Raw genomic sequence first — 21,624 nt, forward strand, 5'->3', positions numbered from 1 at the left:
CTAGTCCTCTTTGGACGGTCGAGCCTCTGGCGGCAGCACACCCCAGTCGATCAGCTGCTCGGTGAGCTCGCCGGGGGTCATGTCGTAGATGATCGCCAGCGAACGCAGGTCTTCGGTGCGGATGGAGAGCACCTTGCCGTTGTAGTCGCCGCGCTGGCTCTGGATGGTGGCGGCGTAGCGGGCGAGCGGCCCGACCTTCTCCGCCGGGAGCTGCTGGAGACGCTCCAGGTTGATGACGATCTTCGTGGCGGGTTCGGCGCCAGAGGGCACCCGTCCCTCCGGCAGCAGTTCGACCACCGGCACGCCGTAGAAATCGGCCAGCTCGGCGAGCTTCTGCACGGTCACGGCGCGGTCGCCACGCTCGTACGAACCGACGACGACGGCCTTCCACCGGCCTCCGGACTTCTGCTCGACCCCGTGCAGGGACAGGCCCTGCTGCTGGCGGATCCCGCGGAGCTTGGCCCCGAGCGCCTTGGCGTAATCGCCCATCTGGTGGTTCTCCGTTTCCTCACCCCCGACCGGTCGGGGGTGACCGGTCCAGGGGACTCCTAGAGTCGAATACTCAGAGTAATGGTTACGCATAGTTGTCACCAGGTCAAGCGGGTGCTTTCGCGAGGCCTTCGTCACCTGGGGCGCGCCACCCGTAAGAAGGAGGGCCCGCTCCTGCTAGTGTCGATCCGATTTCCTCGCCAAGCAGGAAGTCGACGTCCTTTAAGGACCCGTCCAGAGAGGCGGGGAAGGAGGTCCGCCTTGTCGTCACGTCCACGTGGCGCGGCGGAACCGGCGGGAGAGCGTGAGCTGCTCTCGTCCGGCGATGTCGCGCGCACGATAGCCCGAATGGCCCATCAGGTCATCGAGAAGACCGCTCTCGGTGCCGGTGGGTCGACTCCACCCGTGTTGCTGGGCATCCCTACCCGGGGTACCCCGCTCGCCCTGCGGCTCGCGGACAAGATCGCCGAGTTCTCCGGCATCCGTCCGCCGACCGGCGCGCTGGACATCACGCTCTACCGTGATGATCTCCGCCGCCGCCCGCCCCGCGCGCTCGAACATTCGCAGCTGCCGCCGACCGGTATCGACGACGCGGTGGTGATCCTCGTCGACGACGTGCTGTTCTCCGGCCGCACCATCCGCGCCGCCCTCGACGCCCTGCGCGACCACGGCCGCCCGCGCGCGGTCCAGCTGGCCGTGCTGGTCGACCGCGGCCACCGCGAACTGCCGATCCGCGCCGACTACGTGGGCAAGAACGTGCCCACCTCGCGTGCCGAGGGAATCGAGGTCCTGCTGTCCGAAGTGGACGGACGGGACTCGGTTCTGCTGCGGGCGCAACCAGAAGGAGACCGATCGTGAAGCACCTGCTCGCCACCGACGGGCTCGACCCGGCGCTCGCGACAGCCGTGCTGGACACCGCGGAAGAGCTCAAGCACACGCTGCTCGGCCGCGAAGTCCGCAAGCTCCCGACCTTGCGGGGCCGCACCGTCATCACGCTGTTCTACGAGAACTCGACCCGCACCCGCGTCTCGTTCGAGATCGCCGGGAAGTGGATGAGCGCCGACGTGATCAACGTCTCCGCGTCCAGTTCTTCGGTCAACAAAGGCGAATCACTGCGGGACACCGCGCTGACGCTTGCCGCGGCCGGCGCCGACTGCGTGATCATCAGGCACCCCGCTTCCGGTGCGGCGCAGCGGCTTTCGGGCTGGCTCGCCGAGGCCGGGACGGCGGTGGTCAACGCCGGCGACGGCACCCACGAGCACCCGACCCAGGCGCTGCTCGACGCGGCGACGTTGCGGGAGCGGCTGGGCTCGCTGGAGGGCCGCCGCATCGCGATCGTCGGCGACGTCCTGCACAGCCGGGTCGCGCGGTCGAACATCCACCTGTTGTCGGCGCTGGGCGCCGAGGTGGTGCTCGTCGCGCCGCCGACGCTGCTGCCCGCGGGCGTCGAAAGCCTGCCGGTCACGGTGTCGCACGAACTCGACGCCGAACTGCCCGCGCTCGACGCGGTCATGATGCTGCGGGTCCAGGCCGAACGCATGCACGGGGGCTTTTTCCCGAGCGCGCGCGAGTACTCGATCGCCTACGGCCTCAACGAACGACGGATGAAGCTGCTGCCCGAGCACGCCGTCGTCCTGCACCCCGGCCCGATGCTGCGCGGGATGGAGATCGCCTCGGCGGTCGCCGACTCCCCGGCGTCGGCCATCACCGAACAGGTCCGCAACGGCGTCCACGTGCGCATGGCGGTCCTCTACCACCTGCTCGCCAGCGAAGGAGCCGCCGCGTGACCACCGTCCTGATCAAGGGCGCCCGACCCTACGGCGAGGGCGATCCGGTCGACGTGCTCGTCGAGGACGGCGTCATCACGGACATCGGATCCCTCGACGTCCCCGACGACGACACAGACGCCGAAGTCATCGAGGCGGGCGGCCAGGTGCTGCTCCCCGGTTTCGTCGATCTGCACACCCACCTGCGTGAACCCGGTCGCGAGGACACCGAGACCATCGCGACCGGTTCGGCCGCGGCCGCGCTCGGCGGCTACACCGCGGTGTTCGCCATGGCCAACACCGATCCGGTGGCCGACAACGCGGTGATCGTCGACCACGTGTGGCGGCGCGGCCAGGAGGCCGGCCTGGTCGACGTGCACCCGGTCGGCGCGGTCACCGTGGGGCTCAAGGGCGAGAAGCTCGCCGAACTGGGCACCATGGCGAAGTCCGAGGCTCAGGTGAAGGTCTTCTCCGACGACGGCCTCTGCGTCGCGGACCCGCTGCTGATGCGCCGCGCGCTGGAGTACTCGACCGCGCTCGGCGTGGTCATCGCCCAGCACGCCGAGGAGCCGCGGCTGACCGTCGGCGCGCAGGCGCACGAGGGTGAGCAGGCCGCGCGCCTGGGCTACACCGGCTGGCCCGCTTCGGCGGAGGAGTCGATCGTCGCCCGTGACTGCCTGCTCGCCGAGCACGCGAACGCGCGGCTGCACGTCTGCCACGTTTCGACGTCGGGCACCGCGGACATCCTGAAGTGGGCCAAGGAGCGGGGCACCAAGGTCTCGGCCGAGGTCACCCCGCACCATCTGTTGCTGACCGACGAGCGGCTGGCCACCTACGACCCGGTCAACAAGGTCAACCCGCCGTTGCGCACGGAGTCCGACGCCGAGAAGCTGCGCGCCGCGCTGGCCGAGGGTGTCATCGACTGCGTCGCCACCGACCACGCGCCGCACGCCGTCCAGGACAAGGACTGCGAGTGGAACTCGGCCCGCCCCGGCATGCTCGGCCTGCAGACCGCGTTGTCGATCGTGGTCGAGACCATGGTCCGCACCGGCCTGCTCGACTGGCGGGGTGTCGCGCGCGTGATGAGCGAGCGGCCCGCCGAGATCGGGAACCTGTCCGACCACGGCCGTCCGATCGAGGTCGGCGAACCGGCCAACCTGACGCTGGTCGATCCGGACACCGAATGGACCGTTCGGGGCGCGGAGTTCGCGAGTATCGCGGCGAACACCCCGTACGAAGGAATGCGGCTCCCCGGCGTGGTGACGGCGACGTTGCTGCGCGGGCGGATCACCGCGCGGGAAGGGAAGATCGCACCATGAGCGACCGGATCCTGCTGACCCTGGCGGTCTTCGTCTTCTTCCTGCTCTGCGTCTTCCTGATGTGGCGTGGCTGGCGGCGGAAGTCGCGGACCCAGAGCGTCCAGGTGCCGCCGTTCGCTGACATCCCCGCCGAACCCGGTGAGGCGTTGCTCGAATCAACCGGTCTCTACGTCAGCACGACGACGGCGGGGCACTGGCAGGACCGCGTGGTCACCCGCGGCGCCGGTCTGCGCACCGGCGCGGTCTGGCGGCTGCACGAAGACGGCGTCGCCATCGAACGCGGCGGCGCCCCGGACTTCTGGATCCCCCGGTCGGCGATCACCGGCGTCCGCAAGGACAAGGGGATGGCCGGGAAGGTGATGGGCATCGACGCGCTGCTCGTCATCACCTGGCTCGCCGGGGACGTCGAACTGGACACCGGATTCCGCGGCGACGACGTCGACGACTATCCACAGTGGATCGAAGCTTTGCAAGACACTCGCAACGACATCAAGGGAGGTGCCTGATGAGCACCCTGAACGGCACCCGTGTGCCTGCCGCGCTGGTACTCGAAGACGGCCGGATCTTCCGCGGCTCCGCATACGGCGCCCGTGGCCGCAGCTTGGGCGAGGCGGTGTTCTGCACCGGCATGACCGGCTACCAGGAGACGCTGACCGACCCCTCCTACCACCGGCAGATCGTGGTCCAGACCGCGCCGCAGATCGGCAACACCGGCTGGAACGACGAGGACGACGAGTCCGCCCGCATCTGGGTCTCGGGTTACGTCGTCCGTGACCCGGCGCGCACGCCGTCCAACTGGCGCTCCAAGCGCACGCTGGACGAGGAACTGGAGCGCCAGGGCGTCGTCGGGATCTCCGAAGTGGACACCCGCACGCTGACCCGGCACCTGCGCGAGCAGGGCGCCATGCGGTCCGGCGTCTTCTCGGGTGACGCGCTCGGCACCGACGAGGAGATGCTCGCCGAGGTGAAGGCCAGCCCGCAGATGAAGGGCGCCGACCTCGCCGGCGAGGTCACCACGAAGCAGCCGTATGTGGTCAAGGCGCAGGGGGAGACCCGCTTCCGCGTCGCCGCGCTGGACCTGGGCATCAAGTCCAACACCCCGCGCATGATGGCCGCGCGCGGCATCGAGGTGCACGTACTGCCCTCGTCGTCCACTGTGGACGAACTGCTCGCGGTCGAGGCGGACGGTGTCTTCCTCTCCAACGGTCCCGGCGACCCGGCGACCACCGCGCATGCGACGGAGCTGACGAAAGCGGTGCTGCAGCGGGAAATCCCGCTGTTCGGCATCTGCTTCGGCAACCAGATCCTCGGCCGCGCGCTGGGACTGGGCACCTACAAGATGCGTTACGGCCACCGCGGGATCAACATCCCGGTGATCGACGTGGCGACCAAACGGGTCGCGATCACCGCGCAGAACCACGGGTTCGCCCTCGAAGGCGAACCGGGCCAGCGGTTCGAGACGCCGTTCGGCGCCGCGCAGATCTCGCACTACTGCCCGAACGACGACACCGTCGAAGGTGTCCGCGCGTTCGACGTCCCCGCGTTCTCGGTGCAGTACCACCCCGAGGCCGCCGCCGGTCCGCACGACGCGGCCCCCCTGTTCGATGAGTTCGCCGCTTTGATGGAGAAGGCCAAGTAATGGTCTTGTCCACCGGGATCGAACATATCCGGATCCGCAACTACCGGGTACTGCGGGACATCGAGCTGAACGACCTGACTCCCGTGACGGCGCTGCTGGGCCCCAACGGCAGTGGGAAGTCCACGATCTTCGACGCCTTGAGCTTCCTGTCGGATTCATTCCGGGGAGGGGTGAGTCAAGCGTGGGAGCGCCGGGGCGGGAGTGTCGATCTCGGCGCAGGTGGGGAAACGGGACCTCTCGAGATCGAGCTGACCTGCTACATCGAGGGCGCTTTCGGGCGATACCGGCTCGTGGTCGATCACCGGGACGACGTGCCGGTGGTCGTCGAGGAGCACCTGACCTGGGGCGCGTCCGAAGCCGAGGACCCCGTCGAGGTTCTCGAGTTCAGGCATGGACAGGGGACCGTCTCCCGGCCTGGCAGCCGGCAGCAGGTAGAACTCGCCTCGCCCGATGTACTCGGAGTCAGCTTGGCGAGCCAGCTCAAAGCTCACGCCGAAATCGGCCGGTTTCACCGGTTCGTGTCCGGGATCCTGGTTTCCGATCTGGATGTCGGCTCGATGAGAAAAGGTATGAAGACCAGCCAGACGGCGCGCCTTTCCTCGTCCGGTCAGAACATTGGCGGAGTCGTTGAACGGCTCCGCGCCGAACAGCCGGATCAGTGGGCGGCGATCCTGCACTCACTGCGCAGATACGTGCCGAGGCTGGAAGACATCGAGCCATTCCGGACCGGTGACGGCAGCTGGATCGTGCGGCTGCGCGAACAGGGCGCCCCGGGTCTCGTCCCGCCGGAGAACATTTCCGACGGGACGCTGCAACTGCTCGGCCATTTGGTCGCACTTCGCACCGATACGTCGGTACTCCTGGTCGAGGAGCCGGAGAATCAGGTCCATCCGCAGCTGCACTACCTCCTCGCCGAGGAGTCTCGCGGAACGGCGGGAGCCGGTCAGGTCATCGTCGCGACACACGCTCCTCAGTTCGTCGACGCCTTGCGGCCAGACGAGGTCTGGATGATGTTCCGCGACGAATCGGGTGCGGCGAATGCCCGGCGTGCGGCCGATATTCCTCAGCTGGTGGCCATGGTGGAGGCCGGTGGCCTCCTCGGGAACCTCTGGACGGAAGGATATTTCGGTCTCGGCGATCCCTTGGCGAGGTCGGGGCGGCCCCGGTGAGCCACTTGGAGATCCTGGTCGAGGAACCGTCAGCCGAGGCTGCGTTGGAGATATTGGTGCCGAAGATCGTCGGCCTCGATGCCTCGTTCGCCGTTCGTCGGTTCCAAGGGAAGCCGGACCTGCTCAAGCGCCTGCCCGGAGTACTGCGTGGCTACGCCTCCCGGCTTTCCTGGGAAGAGTTCCGGATCGTGGTGGTGCTCGACCGGGATGCCGACGATTGCCTGAAGCTGAAGAACACGTTGGTCCGTATCGGGGAGGACGCGGGGATAGCGCCCGGCGCGATCCTGCACCGCATCGTGATCGACGAGCTCGAATCGTGGTTCCTCGGTGACATCGCCGCCTTGTGCATGGCCTACGCACGCGTCCCGAAGGATCTGGACAGGCAAGCACGGTTCCGGGATCCGGAAGGCACCGGAAAGGCATCACGAACCCTCGAGCATCTCCTGCAGTCAAAGGGTTACCACCGTGGTCGGCTGGCGAAGGTCGCTGCGGCCCGTGAGATCGCGCCGCACATGGATGTAGAGAACAATCGTTCCCAGAGTTTTCAGGTCTTCCGCGACGGTCTGCGGCGCCTGGTGAGTGAGGAAAACTAATGCCGAAGAGGACAGACATCCAGCACGTGCTGGTCATCGGCTCCGGGCCGATCGTGATCGGGCAGGCCGCCGAGTTCGACTACTCGGGCACCCAGGCCTGCCGCGTGCTCCGTGAAGAGGGCCTGCGGGTCTCGCTGGTGAACTCGAACCCGGCGACGATCATGACCGACCCCGAGTTCGCCGACGCCACCTACATCGAGCCGGTCACGCCGGAATTCGTCGAGAAGGTCATCGCCGTGGAGCGCCCCGACGCGATCCTCGCGACCCTCGGCGGGCAGACGGCGCTGAACTGCGCGGTCGCCCTGCACGAGCGCGGTGTGCTCGAGAAGTACGGCGTCGAACTGATCGGCGCCGACGTCGAGGCCATCCAGCGCGGCGAGGACCGGCAGAAGTTCAAGGACATCGTCCGCACGATCGGTGCCGAGGTGCCCCGCTCGCGGGTCTGCCACGACATGGACGAGGTCCGCGCGACCGTCGCCGAGGTCGGCCTCCCGGTGGTCATCCGGCCGTCGTTCACCATGGGCGGGCTCGGCTCGGGCATGGCGCACACCGACGCCGAACTGGAACGCCTCGCCTCCACCGGGCTCACCGAGTCGCCGGTCACCGAGGTGCTCATCGAGGAGAGCGTCCTCGGCTGGAAGGAGTTCGAACTCGAGCTCATGCGCGACCGGCACGACAACGTGGTGGTCGTCTGCTCGATCGAGAACATCGACGCGATGGGCGTGCACACCGGCGACTCGGTCACCGTCGCGCCCGCGATGACCCTGACCGACCGTGAGTACCAGCACATGCGCGACGTCGGTATCGCGGTGCTGCGCGAGGTGGGCGTAGACACCGGCGGCTGCAACATCCAGTTCGCGATCAACCCGGCCGACGGCCGCATGGTCGTCATCGAGATGAACCCGCGGGTCTCGCGCTCCAGCGCGCTGGCGTCGAAGGCGACCGGGTTCCCGATCGCCAAGATCGCCGCGAAACTCGCCATCGGCTACACCCTCGACGAGATCCGCAACGACATCACCGGCGAGACCCCGGCGGCCTTCGAGCCGACGCTGGACTACGTCGTGGTGAAGGTGCCGCGGTTCGCCTTCGAGAAGTTCCCCGGCGCGGACCCGACGCTGACCACGACGATGAAGAGCGTCGGCGAGGCGATGTCGTTCGGCCGCAGCTTCCCCGAGGCGCTCGGCAAGGCACTGCGGTCCATCGACACCAAGGCCACCGGCTTCTGGACCCGTCCCGATCCCGAAGGCGCGACCAAGGAGTCCATTTTGGACGCTTTGCGCACGCCGCACGACGGGCGGATCTACGAGGTCGAGCGGGCGCTGCGGTTCGGCGCCACCGTCGAGGAGATCCACGAAGCCTCGGGTATCGACCCGTGGTTCATCGACCAGATCGCCCTCATCGGCGAGGTCGGCGCCGAGGTCCGTGACGCGCAGGTGCTCGACGAGCCGCTGCTGCGCCGCGCCAAGCGCACCGGGCTCTCGGACCGCCAGATCGCCGCCCTGCGGCCGGAACTGGCCGGTGAGGACGGCGTCCGCGCGCTGCGGCGACGGCTCGGCGTGCGGCCGGTGTACAAGACCGTCGACACCTGCGCGGCCGAGTTCGCGGCCAAGACGCCGTACCACTACTCGGCCTACGAGACCGACCCCGCGGCGCAGTCGGAGATCACCGCGCAGACCGACAAGCCGAAGGTGCTCATCCTCGGCTCCGGCCCGAACCGCATCGGGCAGGGCATCGAGTTCGACTACTCGTGCGTGCACGCCGCGATCGCCTTGCGCGAGGCCGGTTTCGAAGCGGTCATGGTCAACTGCAACCCCGAGACCGTCTCCACCGACTACGACACCTCGGACAGGCTCTACTTCGAGCCGCTGTCGTTCGAGGACGTGCTGGAAGTGGTCAACGCCGAGCAGGAGTCGGGCACCGTCGCCGGGGTCATCGTGCAGCTGGGCGGCCAGACCCCGCTCTCGCTCGCGAAGCGCCTCGCCGACGCCGGTGTCCCGGTGATCGGCACCTCCCCGGACGCGATCCACCTCGCCGAGGACCGCGGCGCGTTCGGCGAGGTCCTCACCGACGCCGGGCTGCCCGCGCCGAAGTACGGCACGGCGACCTCGTTCGAGGGCGCGAAGCGGATCGCCGACAAGATCGGCTACCCGGTGCTGGTGCGGCCGTCCTACGTGCTCGGCGGGCGCGGGATGGAGATCGTCTACGACGAGGAGTCCCTCGCCGGCTACATCCACCGCGCCACCGAGGTCACCCCCGAGCACCCGGTGCTGGTCGACCGGTTCCTCGACGACGCCATCGAGATCGACGTCGACGCGCTCTTCGACGGCGAGGAGCTGTTCCTCGGCGGCGTCATGGAGCACATCGAGGAGGCCGGGATCCACTCCGGCGACTCGTCTTGCGCGCTGCCGCCGATCACGCTGGGCCGGACCGACATCGAGACGGTGCGCCGCTCGACCGAGGCCATCGCGCGCGGCGTCGGCGTCCGCGGCCTGCTGAACGTCCAGTACGCGCTCAAGGACGACGTCCTCTACGTCCTGGAGGCCAACCCGCGCGCCTCGCGGACGGTGCCGTTCGTGTCGAAGGCGACCGCGGTGCCGCTGGCGAAGGCCGCGGCGCTGATCATGACCGGCTCGTCGATCAAGGACCTGCGCGCCTCCGGGGTGCTCCCGGCCGAGGGTGACGGCGGACACATGCCCGCCGATTCGCCGGTCGCGGTCAAGGAGGCGGTCCTGCCGTTCCACCGCTTCCGCACCCCCGAGGGCCACGGTGTCGATTCGCTGCTCGGCCCGGAGATGAAGTCCACCGGCGAGGTCATGGGCGTCGACGTCTCCTTCGGCAAGGCGTTCGCCAAATCGCAGGCCGGTGCCTACGGTTCGCTGCCGACGTCGGGCAAGGTGTTCGTCTCCGTCGCCAACCGCGACAAGCGTTCGCTGGTGTTCCCGGTGAAGCGGCTGGCGGACCTCGGTTTCGAGATCCTCGCCACCTCCGGTACCGCGGAAGTGTTGCGGCGCAACGGAATCGCCTGCACCGTCGTGCGCAAGCACTACGAAGGTTCGGCCGAAGGGGAGCAGAACGTCGTGGACGTCATCCTCAGCGGCGAGGTGCAGATGGTGATCAACACCCCGTACGGCAACAGCGGCCCGCGTATCGACGGTTACGAGATCCGCACCGCCGCGGTGTCGCGGGACATCCCGTGCATCACCACGGTGCAGGGCGCCGCGGCGGCCGTGCACGGGATAGAGGCCGTCATCAAGGGTGACATCGGCGTGCGGTCGCTGCAGAGCCTCCAGGCGGCGCTGAAGGCCAAAGCATGAGCGAACGGTTCGGGGCGAGGCTGGCGCGGGCGGTCGCGGAAAAGGGACCGCTCTGCGCCGGGATCGACCCCCATCCGGGACTGCTCCAGGCGTGGGGTCTTCCGGCGGACGCGGGCGGCTTGGAGAAGTTCGCCCTGACCGCCGCTGAGGCGATCGCGCCCGAGGTCGCGGTGATCAAGCCCCAGTCGGCCTTTTTCGAGGCCTACGGGCCTCCTGGCGTCGCCGTTCTGGCCAAGACGATGAAGGTGTGCCGGGAAGCGGGCGCGCTCGTCCTGCTGGACGTCAAACGCGGCGACATCGGTTCGACGATGGCGGCGTACACGGCGGCGTTCCTGCCCACGGGCGCGGAACTCGAGGCCGACGCCATCACCGTGTCGCCGTATCTCGGGTTCGGTTCACTGGCGCCCGCGATCGACGTCGCCCAAGCGCAGGGCAAAGGCCTGTTCGTCCTCGCGCGTACGTCGAACCCCGAGGCGCAGGGACTGCAGAACGCCTTGCTGCCCAACGGAAAGACCGTCGCGCAGGACATCGTCGACACCGCCGGCGGCTTTAATGCTGACCAAAGCCCTCTGGGTGACATCGGCGTCGTCGTCGGCGCCACCATCGCGCCGGGAGAGCTCGACCTGAGCGCGTTGAACGGTCCTGTCCTGGCACCCGGTTTCGGGGCCCAGGGAGCCACTGTGGCCGATTTGCGGGGCCTTTTCGGGTCAGGACTGCCGGGTGTGCTCCCGGCGTCCTCCCGCGACGTCCTCAAGCACGGACCGGACCCCGAGGCGTTGCGTGCGGCCGTTCGGCGGACACGGGATTCCCTCACCTCCCTGGAAAACGGCCAATAGCAGGCCCGGGAATCGGTCATGACCAGCCACCCCCGCATTGTGGGCCGAGGTAACGGGTGGGTACCGTCGCCACACCCACCCAGATTTGAGAACTACCGGAGGAAAACGTGGCACTTCCCCAGCTGACAGAGGAACAGCGCGCTGCGGCGCTGGAGAAGGCCGCCGCCGCCCGCCGCATCCGTGCTGAGCTGAAGGAGCGGCTGAAGCGGGGCGGTACCACTCTGGTCGACGTGTTGAAGCAGGCCGAGGAGAACGAAGTCCTCGGCAAGATGAAGGTCTCGGCTCTGCTCGAGGCTCTTCCGGGCGTCGGCAAGGTCCGTGCCCAGCAGACCATGGAACGACTGGAGATCGCACCCAGCCGTCGTCTTCGCGGCCTCGGCGACCGGCAGCGCAAGGCGCTGCTGGCCGAATTCAGCGGCGAGTGAGCGGCGACGGTCAGGACCACCCGGTGAACCCGGGCGCTGACCGCGGCGGTGAGCCGGTGGCGGGAGTTTTTTCCCGGCACCGGCTCACGGTCGTATCGGGGCCTTCGGGAGTCGGGAAGTCGAGCGTGGTCGGGGAGCTGCGCAAGCTGGATCCGGAGATCTATTTCAGTGTTTCGGTGACCACCAGGAAGCCGAGGCCGGGTGAGGTCGACGGCGAGCACTACCACTTCATCGACCGAGCCGAGTTCGACCGCATGGTGGCCGAGGGCAGGCTGCTGGAGCACGCCGAGTTCACCGGCAACTGCTACGGCACCCCGCGCGAGCCCGTCGAGCGGGCTCTGGCGGCCGGGCGCAACGCGGTACTGGAGATCGAACTCCAGGGCGCGCGGCAGGTCCGCAAGGCGATGCCGGAGGCCCGGCTGGTGATGCTGATGCCGCCGTCGTGGGACGAACTGGTCGGCAGGCTGACCGGCCGCGGCACCGAGAACCAGGCGGCCGTGCAGGCCAGGCTGGCCGAGGCCGAACGCGAACTGGCCGCCGCCGGCGAGTTCGACGAGCGCGTCGTCAACGCCGACGTGCGGGACGCCGCCGAGCAGTTGCTAAACTTGATAACCGGCGACCAGAACTTTGAAGATTCGGAGCACCACGAGTGACCCAGGCCATCCTGAACGAAGAACTCGAAGGCATCACCAACCCGCCCATCGACGACCTGCTCGAAAAGGTCAGCTCGAAGTACGCGTTGGCGATCTACGCGGCCAAGCGCGCTCGTCAGATCAACGACTACTACGCCCAGCTGGGCGAGGGTCTGCTGGAGTACGTCGGCCCGCTGGTCGAGCCGGGCCCGCGCGAGAAGCCGCTGTCCATCGCCCTGCGCGAGATCCACGGTGGCCTGCTCGAGCACACCGAGGGTGAGTAGGCACTCAATGGCCACGGCGGCCGCCAAGGTGACCACTCGGCGCGGCATGGCCGAAGGCCCCGCTATCGGGATGGCAGGGCATTGATCAGCGTGAGCGAGGCGGTTGAAGTGACGTGCCCTGGCAGCCCGATCGCGGTCCCGCGCAAAGCCGCCGAGAACACCGTTGAGTAAGCCTCGGATCGTTCTGGGCGTAGGCGGCGGGATCGCCGCTTACAAGGCCTGTGAGGTCCTGCGCGGACTGACCGAATCCGGTCACGACGTCCGCGTGGTCCCCACCGAAGCCGCGCTGAACTTCGTCGGCGCGGCCACCTTCGAGGCATTGTCGGGGAACCCGGTGCACACCGGCGTGTTCACCGAGGTGCCCGAGGTCCAGCACGTCCGCGTCGGCAAGGAAGCCGACCTGGTGATCGTCGTCCCCGCCACGGCGAACCTGCTCGCCAAGGCCGCGCACGGCATCGCGGACGATCTGCTGACGAACACCCTGCTCACCGCCCGGTGCCCGGTCGCCTTCTTCCCGGCGATGCACACCGAGATGTGGGAGCACCCGGCCACCCGCGACAACGTGGCGCTGCTGCGCTCGCGCGGACTGGTCGTCGCCGAACCCGCCGCCGGCAGGCTCACCGGGGCCGACACCGGGAAGGGCCGCCTGGCCGACCCGGCCGAGATCGTCGACCTCGCCCGGCTCCTGCTCGCCGTGCCGAACGCCCTCCCACGCGACCTCGAAGGCGTGCGCGTGGCGATTTCCGCGGGCGGCACTCGTGAACCACTGGACCCGGTCCGGTACCTGGGCAACCGCTCGTCGGGCAAGCAGGGCTACGCACTGGCCCGGGTCGCCGTGCAGCGCGGCGCCGAGGTCACCCTGGTCACCGCCCACACCGTCGCGTTGCCGGAACCGGCAGGCGCGAGGGTCGTCCACGTGTCGACCGCCGAAGAGATGCGCCAGGCGATGCACGCCGAGGCCGCCTCCGCCGACGTCGTCGTGATGGCCGCCGCCGTCGCCGACTTCCGGCCGTCGAACCGGGCCGAGCACAAGATCAAGAAGTCCGACGACTCGCCGGATCCCGTCGTCGAACTCGCCCGCAACGCGGACATCCTGGCCGAGCTGGTGCGGAACCGCACGGAAGGCCGGTTGATCGTGGGGTTCGCCGCGGAAACAGGGGACGATAAGGGTGGCGTTCTCGACCATGCTCGGGTCAAATTGAAGCGTAAGGGTGCTGATCTGCTGGTGGTGAACGCCGTCGGCGAGGGAAAGGCCTTCGGGACCGAAGACAATTCCGGCTGGCTTCTGGGGGCCGACGGAACCGAGATCCCGATCCCGCTCGGCGCCAAGGCCGAACTGGCGTCCACATTGTGGGACGCTGTTGTGACCTTGATGAAGCGTTGACCGTGCCTTGAACGATAGTCAGTACGCTTGAGTGCAAGCTAAGGGGTGCCTAACTTTCTGGGCATCAGACGTCTAGGTGAGGAAGTGACGGCCACCGTGACCGCGTCCACCAGCAGACTGTTCACATCGGAATCGGTGACCGAGGGTCATCCCGACAAGATTTGCGACGCCATCAGCGACTCCATCCTGGACGGACTGCTGGCCAAGGACCCCCGCAGCCGGGTGGCGGTCGAAACCCTCATCACCACCGGGCAGGTGCATGTCGCCGGCGAGGTGACCACCGAGGCCTACGCGGACATCCCGACCATCGTCCGCGATGTGATCCTGAAGATCGGCTACGACTCTTCGGCCAAGGGCTTCGACGGCAACTCCTGCGGCGTCAACGTCGCCATCGGCTCCCAGTCGCCCGACATCGCGCAGGGTGTCGACACCGCGTACGAGTCCCGCGTCGAGTCCGACGAGGACGAGATCAACCGCCAGGGTGCCGGCGACCAGGGCCTGATGTTCGGCTACGCCTGCTCGGACACCCCCGAGCTGATGCCGCTGCCGATCGCGCTCGCGCACCGGCTCTCGCAGCGGCTGACCCGGGTCCGCAAGGACGGCGTGCTGCCGTACCTGCGCCCGGACGGCAAGACCCAGGTCACCATCGAGTACGCCGGCGACCAGCCGGTGCGGCTCGACACGGTGGTCGTGTCCACCCAGCACGCCGACGGCATCGACCTCGAGCAGATGCTCGGCGTCGACGTCCGTGAGCACGTGGTCGCCCCGGAGATCGCCGAGCTCGGCCTCGACACCTCCAACGTGCGGCTGCTGGTGAACCCGACCGGCCGCTTCGTCATCGGTGGCCCGATGGGCGACGCGGGCCTGACCGGCCGCAAGATCATCGTCGACACCTACGGCGGCATGGCCCGCCACGGTGGCGGCGCCTTCTCCGGCAAGGACCCCTCCAAGGTGGACCGCTCGGCCGCGTACGCGATGCGCTGGGTGGCGAAGAACGTCATCGCCGCCGGTCTCGCCTCGCGCGCCGAGGTCCAGGTGGCGTACGCGATCGGCAAGGCGGCCCCGGTGGGCCTCTTCGTCGAGACCTTCGGCACCGAGACGGTCGACCCGTCGAAGATCCAGGCCGCCATCACGGAGGTCTTCGACCTGCGTCCGGCCGCGATCATCCGCGACCTCGACCTGCTTCGCCCGATCTACGCGCCGACGGCCGCGTACGGCCACTTCGGTCGTCCTGAGCTGAATCTCCCGTGGGAGAGCACGGCGCGGGCCTCGGACCTGAAGTCGGCCGCAGGCGCCTGAGGCTTCCGTTCCGTCCGTGAAGGCCTCCTTGCCTACCTTGAGGGTAGGGAAGGAGGCCTTCACTACGTGTGCCTGCTTGCCTACTGGGGAACGTGTGAAGGTCGAGTTACCTCGGCATCACTGTGACTGCTGGTCCATGTGGGTCGCCCTAGTCCGTGATCGGCGACTTTGAGTGTCCCCGCCCGATCGCACCGGCAACCAGCACAAGGTCCACACCAGTGGGTAAACAAATACGAGTCCTTCACGGAGCCCTTCACGGACGTGCCCCAGCAGCGCGTGAGATGAAAGGTCCTTTCCTTGCAAATTTCGCAAGGAAAGGACCTTTCATCTCACGCCGGTGACAGCCCGTGGTGAGCGAGTCTGGTAGAGATCACCGGGTGAGCAGCAGTCCCGAACCGACCCCGCTGTGGGAGCTTCCGGAGCCGCCGAAGGCCGAGCCGGCGCGGAAGGCCAAACCGTCACGCGCGAAAACCGCCAGCCGCCGGGGAGCGCAGAACCCCGCGCCCGAGAACCCGGTCGCCCGCGTCGTCGTGGACATCCCGCTCACGCATCTCGACCGGACCTTCGACTATCAGATCCCGGAGAAGCTCCACGAAGCCGCCGTGCCCGGTTGCCGCGTGCGCGTCCGGTTCGCGGGCCAGCTCGTCGACGGGTATCTCATCGAACGCGCTGACACCACGGAGTTCACCGGGAAGCTCGCGTACATCGACAGGGTGACCTCCAGCGAGCCGGTGCTGCCCCCGGCGTTGCACACACTTTGCCGGTCGGTCGCGGACCGGTACGGCGGCACGCTCAGCGACGTCCTGCGGCTGGCCATCCCGTCCCGGCACGCGAAGGTCGAGGGCGAGCCGCCCGCCGAACCCGCCCCGACGCCGGAGGCCCCCGAAACCACCGCCTGGGAGAAGTACCAGAGCGGGCCCGCGTTCCTGGAGGCCGTCGCGGAACGGCGTCCCGCCAACGCCGTCTGGCAGGCACTGCCGGGGGAGGACTGGCCGCGCCGCCTCGCCGAAGCCGCCGCGGTGGCGGCCGCCGCCGGCCGCGGCGTCGTGATGGTCGTCCCCGACCATCGCGATCTCACGCGGCTGCACGACGCTTGCGTCTCGTTGCTGGGTGAGGGCGCGGTGGTCGCGTTGATCGCCGGGCTGGGTCCCGCCGAGCGCTACCGTCGCTGGCTCGCGGTGTTGCGCGGCGCGGTCCGCGTCGTCGTCGGCACGCGCGCGGCGATGTTCGCGCCGGTCGCCGATCCAGGGCTGTTCGTGGTGTGGGACGACGGCGACGACGTCCACCTCGACCAGCACGCCCCGTATCCCCACGTCCGGGACGTGCTGATGGACCGCGCGCACGCCGCGAAAGGATCGATGCTCGTAGCCGGTTTCGCGCGGACCGCCGAGGCACAGTTCCTGGTGGAGTCGGGGTGGGCGCAGCCGCTCGTGGCGGCCAGGCCCGAACTGCGGGCCGCCGCACCGCGCGTCACGCCGGTCGGCGAGGACTTCGACGTCGCCCGGGACGAAGCAGCGAAGGCCGCACGGCTTCCGTCGGTCGCGTTCGAGGCGGCGCGGCAGTCGCTGGCCGGTGGATTTCCCGTGCTGGTGCAGGTTCCGCGTCGCGGGTACGTTCCCGGGCTCGCCTGCGGCAACTGCCGGACGTCGGCGCACTGCCGTCGGTGCGCGGGCCCGCTGTCCTTGCCCGGCGGCCTGATCGACGGCTCACCGAGACCGCCCGCCTGCCGGTGGTGCGGTGTCCCCGAGACGAACTTCCATTGCGCCGCCTGCGGTTCCGTGCGGCTGCGGGCGGTCGTCGTCGGCTCCAAGCGGACCGCGGAGGAACTGGGCCGCGCCTTCTCCGGATTCCCGGTGCGGACCTCGGGCGCGACGGAGGTCTTGGCTTCGGTGCCCGGAAAACCGGCGCTGGTGGTGTGCACGCCCGGAGCCGAGCCGATCGCGGAAGGCGGCTACGGCGCGGCACTCCTGCTGGACGGCTGGGCGTTGCTGGGGCGGCAGGACCTGCGCGCGGGGGAAGAGACCTTGCGCCGCTGGATGGCGGCCGCGGCACTGGTGCGGCCGGGGACCGAAGGCGGACGTGTGTTCGTCGGCGCCGAAGCGGGTCTCGCGGTCGTGCAGGCGCTGGTGCGCTGGGATCCGGGCTGGCACGCGAGCCAGGAACTGGCCGAACGGCGTGAACTCGGCTTCCCGCCCGCGATGCGGATGGCGAGTATCGAGGGCACCCCGGACGCGGTCGCCGGGCTGCTCGACGACCTCGCCCTGCCGGAGACCGGCGAGGTGCTGGGCCCGGTGCCGCTCGGCGACGTCGACGAGGACGGCAACGCCGAACGTGAGCGCGCCCTGGTCCGGGTCGCGCGTCCGCACGGGAAGGCGCTCGCCGCCGCCGTCCACGCGGCCGCCGCCCGGCGGGACGCGCGCAAGGCCCCCGAGCCCATCCGGATCCAGCTGGACCCCCTGGAGCTCATCTAGGCCCCGGGAACCCCGCGTTTCGTCCTCTAAACGCGGTCCTTGCGCACGCAACTACCGCATTTAGAGGACGAAATGCATGGGGGCTAGAGCGTCGTGCCGGGGATCGCGAGGACGTCGGCGCGGGGCGAAGCGCCCGGAGCGGGCGTAGTAGACGTAGTCGCCGTACCACCCAGGGCCGCGGTGAGCAGCGCGACGATCTGCGCCGAGATCGCCGCCCGCCGCGCCTCGAAATCGGCGTCGGTCAGCGCCGAGGGATCGGCGGGCGTGCCGAGCACGGGCGTGTGCAGATGCCCGCCCGCGACACCGTCCAGACCGAGGCCCGTCCGGAGCCGGTTGCTGCGGTACATGGACTCATTGGACAGATAGTTGCCGCCGCCACCGGAAGCCGCGATCTCGCCGGGCTTCGGCGCGTCCGTCCGGCAGACCGCCGTCCCCGTCCCGGGGTGACCGCTGTCCGGCCAGACACAGAACGCCTGGTTGTACAGCACCTGATACGCCCCGGCGGGCGCGGCGAGCATCTTTTCGTACGGCAGCGTGGTTTCGATGAACTGGACGGCGGGCTGCGGCCAGCCGCTCGCCGGCGGGACATGGCCGACGACCGAGGCGTCGAGGTTGTCCGGGAAACCGCCGCGCCACGCACCGGCCCAGCGCTCGATGTCGAACCGGCCGGGACGGCCCTGGCTGATCGTCATGATCAGTTCCGGGCGGCGGAAGCGGTCCTTCAACGCCTTGCCGTAGGCCGCCTCGACGATGCCAGCGTCGAAGTAGCTCCACACCACCGGGAACGACACCGCCTGCACCAGCGCGGGACCGGTCGGGGTCTGGATCACCTTGCCGTCCAGATGCAGCGCGGCCGCGCCCGACGGGTTCGCGATACGGACGCCCGCGCCGTTGAGGGTGAACGGGTCGAAGCCGCTCACCAGCACCCGGCGCAGCGACGGGCCGAGCGGGAAGCGGGAGTCGTCGAGGCCCCGGGCGCCGAAGTCGAACGTCTTCAGCAGCGCCGCACGGGCGGGGGCGGACAGCGGGAAGCGCGGCGTCCACTGGCGCAGCGCCTTGCTCATCAGCAGGCGCGCCCAGTACAGCGGCCGGTCGTCGGCCTTGTCGATAGCGCCGAGATCGGGGCGGCGGCCCTGCGCTCGGTCGACGGCGGTCCGCCAGAGCCCGTCACCGGCGGTTTCCGCGAGCTTCTCGGCGCGCGCGGCGGTTTTCGTGGCGCAGAGACGCGTCGTGAAGTCGGAGACGAGCTTGTCGAACCCGGCGAGCCGGACGAGTTCCGGGCCGACCGCGGGACCGCCTGACGGCATCGTCGCGGTGAGGCGCCGTTCCTCGACCGTGATGGCCGCCGAGTCGTCGAAACAGGCACGCGTGGTTTCGGCCTGCGCGACGCCGGGGACCGCGAGCACGGGAAGAGCGACGAGGAGCGGGAGGAACGCGCTCCATCGCCTGCCGGGAGTCTTCATGGACCGCATTCTGCTCATCGAGGCCTGGCCGCACTACCGACGTTCGCAGGTCTGGCCGGGTCTTGTCCGGGGTGGACAGGCGGGGCAGACTCGCGCCATGGCCGCGCACAGAAGCACATTGGGACGCATCACCGCAGTCACCGCGATCGCCGCCCTGGTCGCCGCAGCCGCGCCGGGTGTCGCGGCCGCGGCACCACCGACACCCAAATCCCCGACCGCCGTCGGCTACCTGGGCGCCGTCTCGAGCATCGACGCGGACGCGACCGCGATCGGCACGAAGATCCTGCGTGAGGGCGGCAACGCCGTCGACGCGGCCGTCGCGACCGCCGCCGCGCTCGGCGTCACCGATCCGTTCTCCGCCGGGTTCGGCGGTGGCGGCTTCTTCGTCTACTACGACGCGCGTTCCGGCAAGGTGCACACCCTCGACGGCCGCGAGACCGCGCCGTCCACCGCGAACGAGAACCTCTTCGTCGAGAACGGCAAGGCGATCCCGTTCGCCGAAGCCGTCACCAGCGGGCTCGGCGTCGGCGTGCCCGGTACGCCCGCCACCTGGCAGGAAGCGCTGCGGAAGTGGGGGACCAGGTCACTGGCGAAGGCGGTCAAACCCGCCGAAGACCTCGCCCGCAAGGGCTTCACTGTCGACCAGACCTTCAACACCCAGATCTCGAACAATGCCGCCCGCTTCTCGGCGTTCCCGTCGACCAGGTCGCTGTACCTGCCCGGCGGCGCGCCGCCCGCGGTCGGAACGACGTTCAAGAACCCCGACCTGGCGGGCACGTACGCGCAACTCGCCGCGAAAGGCACCGACGTCCTCTACCACGGGCCGATCGGCGCGGACGTCGTCAAGACCGTGCGGACACCGCCGGTCGACCCCGCTTCGACGCTGAAGGCGCGTCCCGGCGACATGACCGCGGCCGACCTCGCCAAGTACCGCGTCGTGGAGCGCAAGCCGACCAAGACCGAGTACCGCGGCCTCGACGTCTACGGCATGCCCGCGCCGTCGTCCGGCGGGCTGACCGTCGGCGAAGCGCTGAACATCCTCGAGAACACGAACCTGAGCAAGCTGGAGAAGGCCGACTACCTGCACTACTTCCTGGAGTCGACCCGGCTCGCCTTCGCCGACCGCAACCGGTGGATCGGCGACCCGGCGTTCGTGGACGTCCCGGCGAAGGAACTCATCAGCCAGAAGTTCGCCGACAGCCGCGCGTGCCTGATCGACCCGGCGAAGGCCGGGACGAGCCCGGTCGCGCCCGCCGACCCGCGTAAGCCGGCTCCCTGTGTCGCGGGGACGAACGCCGCGCCGACGCCGTACGAGGGCGAGAACACCACGCACCTGACGGTCGCCGACCGGTGGGGCAACGTCGTCGCCTACACGCTGACCATCGAGCAGGAGGGCGGCAGCGGCATCGTCGTCCCGGGCCGCGGATTCCTGCTCAACAACGAGCTGACCGACTTCTCGTTCACCCCGGTGACGCCGGGCGTGCCCGATCCGAACCTGCCGGGCCCGGCCAAGCGGCCGCGTTCGTCGATGGCGCCCACCATCGTGCTCGACCACGGCAAGCCGCTGCTCGCGGTCGGTTCGCCCGGTGGGGCGTCGATCATCACCACGGTGCTGCAGATCCTCACCGGCCGCATCGACCGCGGTCTCAAACTGGTCGACGCGATCGCCGAACCGCGCGCCTCGCAGCGGAACTCGGCGGCCGCGCAGGTCGAGCAGGCGTTCCTCGACCAGACCGAGGTGCTCAAGGCCCTGAAGGCCAAGGGACAGGGGTTCTCGACGGCGCCCGCGGAGATCGGGGCCGCGACCGGTGTCGAACGCCTGCGGGACGGCCGCTGGCTCGCCGCCGCCGAACCCACGCGGCGGGGCGGCGGCTCGGCGGCCGTCGTGCTGCCCTGGCCGCCCCGGTAGGGCCTCCGCGCGTGCCATGAAAGGTCCTTTCCTCGCAAAATTTGCGAGGAAAGGACCTTTCATGGCGCTCTACGGAGGGGACAGGGACAGCGAGCGCGCCCCGGCACCGGGGCCCTTCTAGACTGAGCCACGATGTTCGCCCAGTCAGAGGTACCCGTCCCGCCGGCGGAGGTGCGTTGATGCGCCTCGTCTTCGCCGGTACCCCCGAACCCGCCGTCCCGTCGCTGCGCGCGCTTCTCGCGTCTGATCAGCACGAGGTCGTCGCCGTCGTGACCCGTCCGGACGCGCAGGCAGGCCGCGGCCGCCGGGTCGTCCGCTCCCCGATCGGCGCGCTGGCCGACGAGCACGGGATCGAGGTGCTGACCCCGCCGAAGGCGAGCGACCCCGCGTTCCTCGCCCGGCTCGCGGAGATCGCCCCCGACGCCTGCCCCGTCGTCGCGTACGGGGCGTTGCTGCCACAGGCCGCGCTGGACATCCCGGCGCACGGCTGGGTCAACCTGCACTTCTCGCTGCTGCCCGCGTGGGGGGGGGGGGGGGGGGGGGGGGTGGTGGGGGGGGGGGGGGGGGGGGGGGGGGGGGGGGGGGAGGAGGGGGGACAGTCACCCGGGTTTTTGTCTTTGGTGGGGGTGTGT

At 69.5% G+C, this 21,624-nt stretch carries 18 protein-coding genes and 1 pseudogene; 17 read left to right on the forward strand and 2 right to left on the reverse strand.

The genetic code is table 11. The annotated features are described in order from the left end of the window. Positions 1-489: a transcriptional regulator BldD gene (gene bldD, locus ACZ7KI_RS25570; protein WP_003096372.1), complete on the reverse strand. Its 489-nt coding sequence runs from the start codon at positions 487-489 to the stop codon at positions 1-3. A gap of 261 nt (positions 490-750) precedes the next feature. Between bldD and pyrR the strand changes: the two genes are divergently transcribed. From pyrR to ACZ7KI_RS25645, 15 genes are all read left to right on the forward strand, one after another. Further along, entirely contained in the window at positions 751-1,347 is a 597-nt protein-coding gene (gene pyrR / locus ACZ7KI_RS25575; protein WP_034311664.1) for a bifunctional pyr operon transcriptional regulator/uracil phosphoribosyltransferase PyrR, read from the forward strand. After that, positions 1,344-2,276 carry an aspartate carbamoyltransferase catalytic subunit gene (locus ACZ7KI_RS25580; protein ID WP_470275611.1) on the forward strand — a complete coding sequence of 311 codons (933 nt, stop codon included), beginning with the start codon at positions 1,344-1,346 and terminating at the stop codon, positions 2,274-2,276. Before pyrR ends, ACZ7KI_RS25580 begins: the two co-directional genes overlap by 4 nt. Continuing rightward, the gene (locus ACZ7KI_RS25585) at positions 2,273-3,574 is read left to right on the forward strand and encodes a dihydroorotase (protein WP_470275612.1); all 1,302 of its coding nucleotides are present in this window, start codon (positions 2,273-2,275) and stop codon (positions 3,572-3,574) included. The genes ACZ7KI_RS25580 and ACZ7KI_RS25585 overlap by 4 nt, the downstream gene beginning before the upstream one ends. After that, on the forward strand, positions 3,571-4,080 hold the full coding sequence (locus ACZ7KI_RS25590; RefSeq protein ID WP_470275613.1) for a PH-like domain-containing protein: 510 nt from the start codon (positions 3,571-3,573) through the stop codon (positions 4,078-4,080). The genes ACZ7KI_RS25585 and ACZ7KI_RS25590 overlap by 4 nt, the downstream gene beginning before the upstream one ends. Then, positions 4,080-5,213 (forward strand): glutamine-hydrolyzing carbamoyl-phosphate synthase small subunit, encoded by a 1,134-nt coding sequence (gene carA, locus ACZ7KI_RS25595; protein WP_470275614.1) that lies wholly within the window; start codon positions 4,080-4,082, stop codon positions 5,211-5,213. The genes ACZ7KI_RS25590 and carA overlap by 1 nt, the downstream gene beginning before the upstream one ends. Next, entirely contained in the window at positions 5,213-6,382 is a 1,170-nt protein-coding gene (locus tag ACZ7KI_RS25600; protein WP_470275615.1) for an AAA family ATPase, read from the forward strand. The genes carA and ACZ7KI_RS25600 overlap by 1 nt, the downstream gene beginning before the upstream one ends. Continuing rightward, positions 6,379-6,975 (forward strand): DUF4276 family protein, encoded by a 597-nt coding sequence (locus tag ACZ7KI_RS25605; RefSeq protein ID WP_470275616.1) that lies wholly within the window; start codon positions 6,379-6,381, stop codon positions 6,973-6,975. The genes ACZ7KI_RS25600 and ACZ7KI_RS25605 overlap by 4 nt, the downstream gene beginning before the upstream one ends. After that, positions 6,975-10,289, forward strand: coding sequence for a carbamoyl-phosphate synthase large subunit (gene carB / locus ACZ7KI_RS25610; RefSeq protein WP_470275617.1), 3,315 nt, complete (start codon positions 6,975-6,977; stop codon positions 10,287-10,289). Before ACZ7KI_RS25605 ends, carB begins: the two co-directional genes overlap by 1 nt. Beyond that, the gene (gene pyrF / locus ACZ7KI_RS25615) at positions 10,286-11,125 is read left to right on the forward strand and encodes an orotidine-5'-phosphate decarboxylase (RefSeq protein WP_470275618.1); all 840 of its coding nucleotides are present in this window, start codon (positions 10,286-10,288) and stop codon (positions 11,123-11,125) included. The genes carB and pyrF overlap by 4 nt, the downstream gene beginning before the upstream one ends. Positions 11,126-11,232: 107 nt before the next feature. Continuing rightward, positions 11,233-11,550, forward strand: coding sequence for an integration host factor, actinobacterial type (gene mihF / locus ACZ7KI_RS25620; protein WP_003096398.1), 318 nt, complete (start codon positions 11,233-11,235; stop codon positions 11,548-11,550). Further along, positions 11,547-12,203, forward strand: a complete 657-nt coding sequence (gene gmk / locus ACZ7KI_RS25625) for a guanylate kinase (protein WP_470275619.1) — start codon at positions 11,547-11,549, stop codon at positions 12,201-12,203. The genes mihF and gmk overlap by 4 nt, the downstream gene beginning before the upstream one ends. Continuing rightward, complete coding sequence (rpoZ, locus tag ACZ7KI_RS25630) at positions 12,200-12,466, forward strand: DNA-directed RNA polymerase subunit omega (protein ID WP_037320858.1); 267 nt, start codon at positions 12,200-12,202, stop codon at positions 12,464-12,466. Before gmk ends, rpoZ begins: the two co-directional genes overlap by 4 nt. Positions 12,467-12,629: 163 nt before the next feature. Then, the gene (gene coaBC, locus ACZ7KI_RS25635) at positions 12,630-13,850 is read left to right on the forward strand and encodes a bifunctional phosphopantothenoylcysteine decarboxylase/phosphopantothenate--cysteine ligase CoaBC (protein WP_470275620.1); all 1,221 of its coding nucleotides are present in this window, start codon (positions 12,630-12,632) and stop codon (positions 13,848-13,850) included. 96 nt (positions 13,851-13,946) lie between these two features. After that, positions 13,947-15,149, forward strand: a complete 1,203-nt coding sequence (metK, locus tag ACZ7KI_RS25640; RefSeq protein ID WP_470275686.1) for a methionine adenosyltransferase — start codon at positions 13,947-13,949, stop codon at positions 15,147-15,149. Positions 15,150-15,526: 377 nt separating this feature from the next. Further along, positions 15,527-17,620 (forward strand): primosomal protein N', encoded by a 2,094-nt coding sequence (locus ACZ7KI_RS25645; protein ID WP_470275621.1) that lies wholly within the window; start codon positions 15,527-15,529, stop codon positions 17,618-17,620. An 83-nt stretch (positions 17,621-17,703) separates the two neighbouring features. Here the strand turns inward: ACZ7KI_RS25645 and ACZ7KI_RS25650 are convergent, their stop codons facing one another. Then, positions 17,704-19,083 (reverse strand): pyroglutamyl-peptidase I, encoded by a 1,380-nt coding sequence (locus ACZ7KI_RS25650; protein WP_470275622.1) that lies wholly within the window; start codon positions 19,081-19,083, stop codon positions 17,704-17,706. A gap of 97 nt (positions 19,084-19,180) precedes the next feature. Between ACZ7KI_RS25650 and ggt the strand changes: the two genes are divergently transcribed. Both ggt and ACZ7KI_RS25660 read left to right on the forward strand, forming a co-directional pair. Further along, the gene (ggt, locus tag ACZ7KI_RS25655; protein ID WP_470275687.1) at positions 19,181-20,992 is read left to right on the forward strand and encodes a gamma-glutamyltransferase; all 1,812 of its coding nucleotides are present in this window, start codon (positions 19,181-19,183) and stop codon (positions 20,990-20,992) included. Between the two features lie 179 nt (positions 20,993-21,171). After that, positions 21,172-21,526, forward strand: a pseudogene (locus ACZ7KI_RS25660) (methionyl-tRNA formyltransferase); the annotation flags it as partial. Between the last annotated feature and the right edge of the window lie 98 nt (positions 21,527-21,624).

The sequence above is a fragment of the Amycolatopsis sp. NPDC039088 genome, from assembly GCF_055598845.1.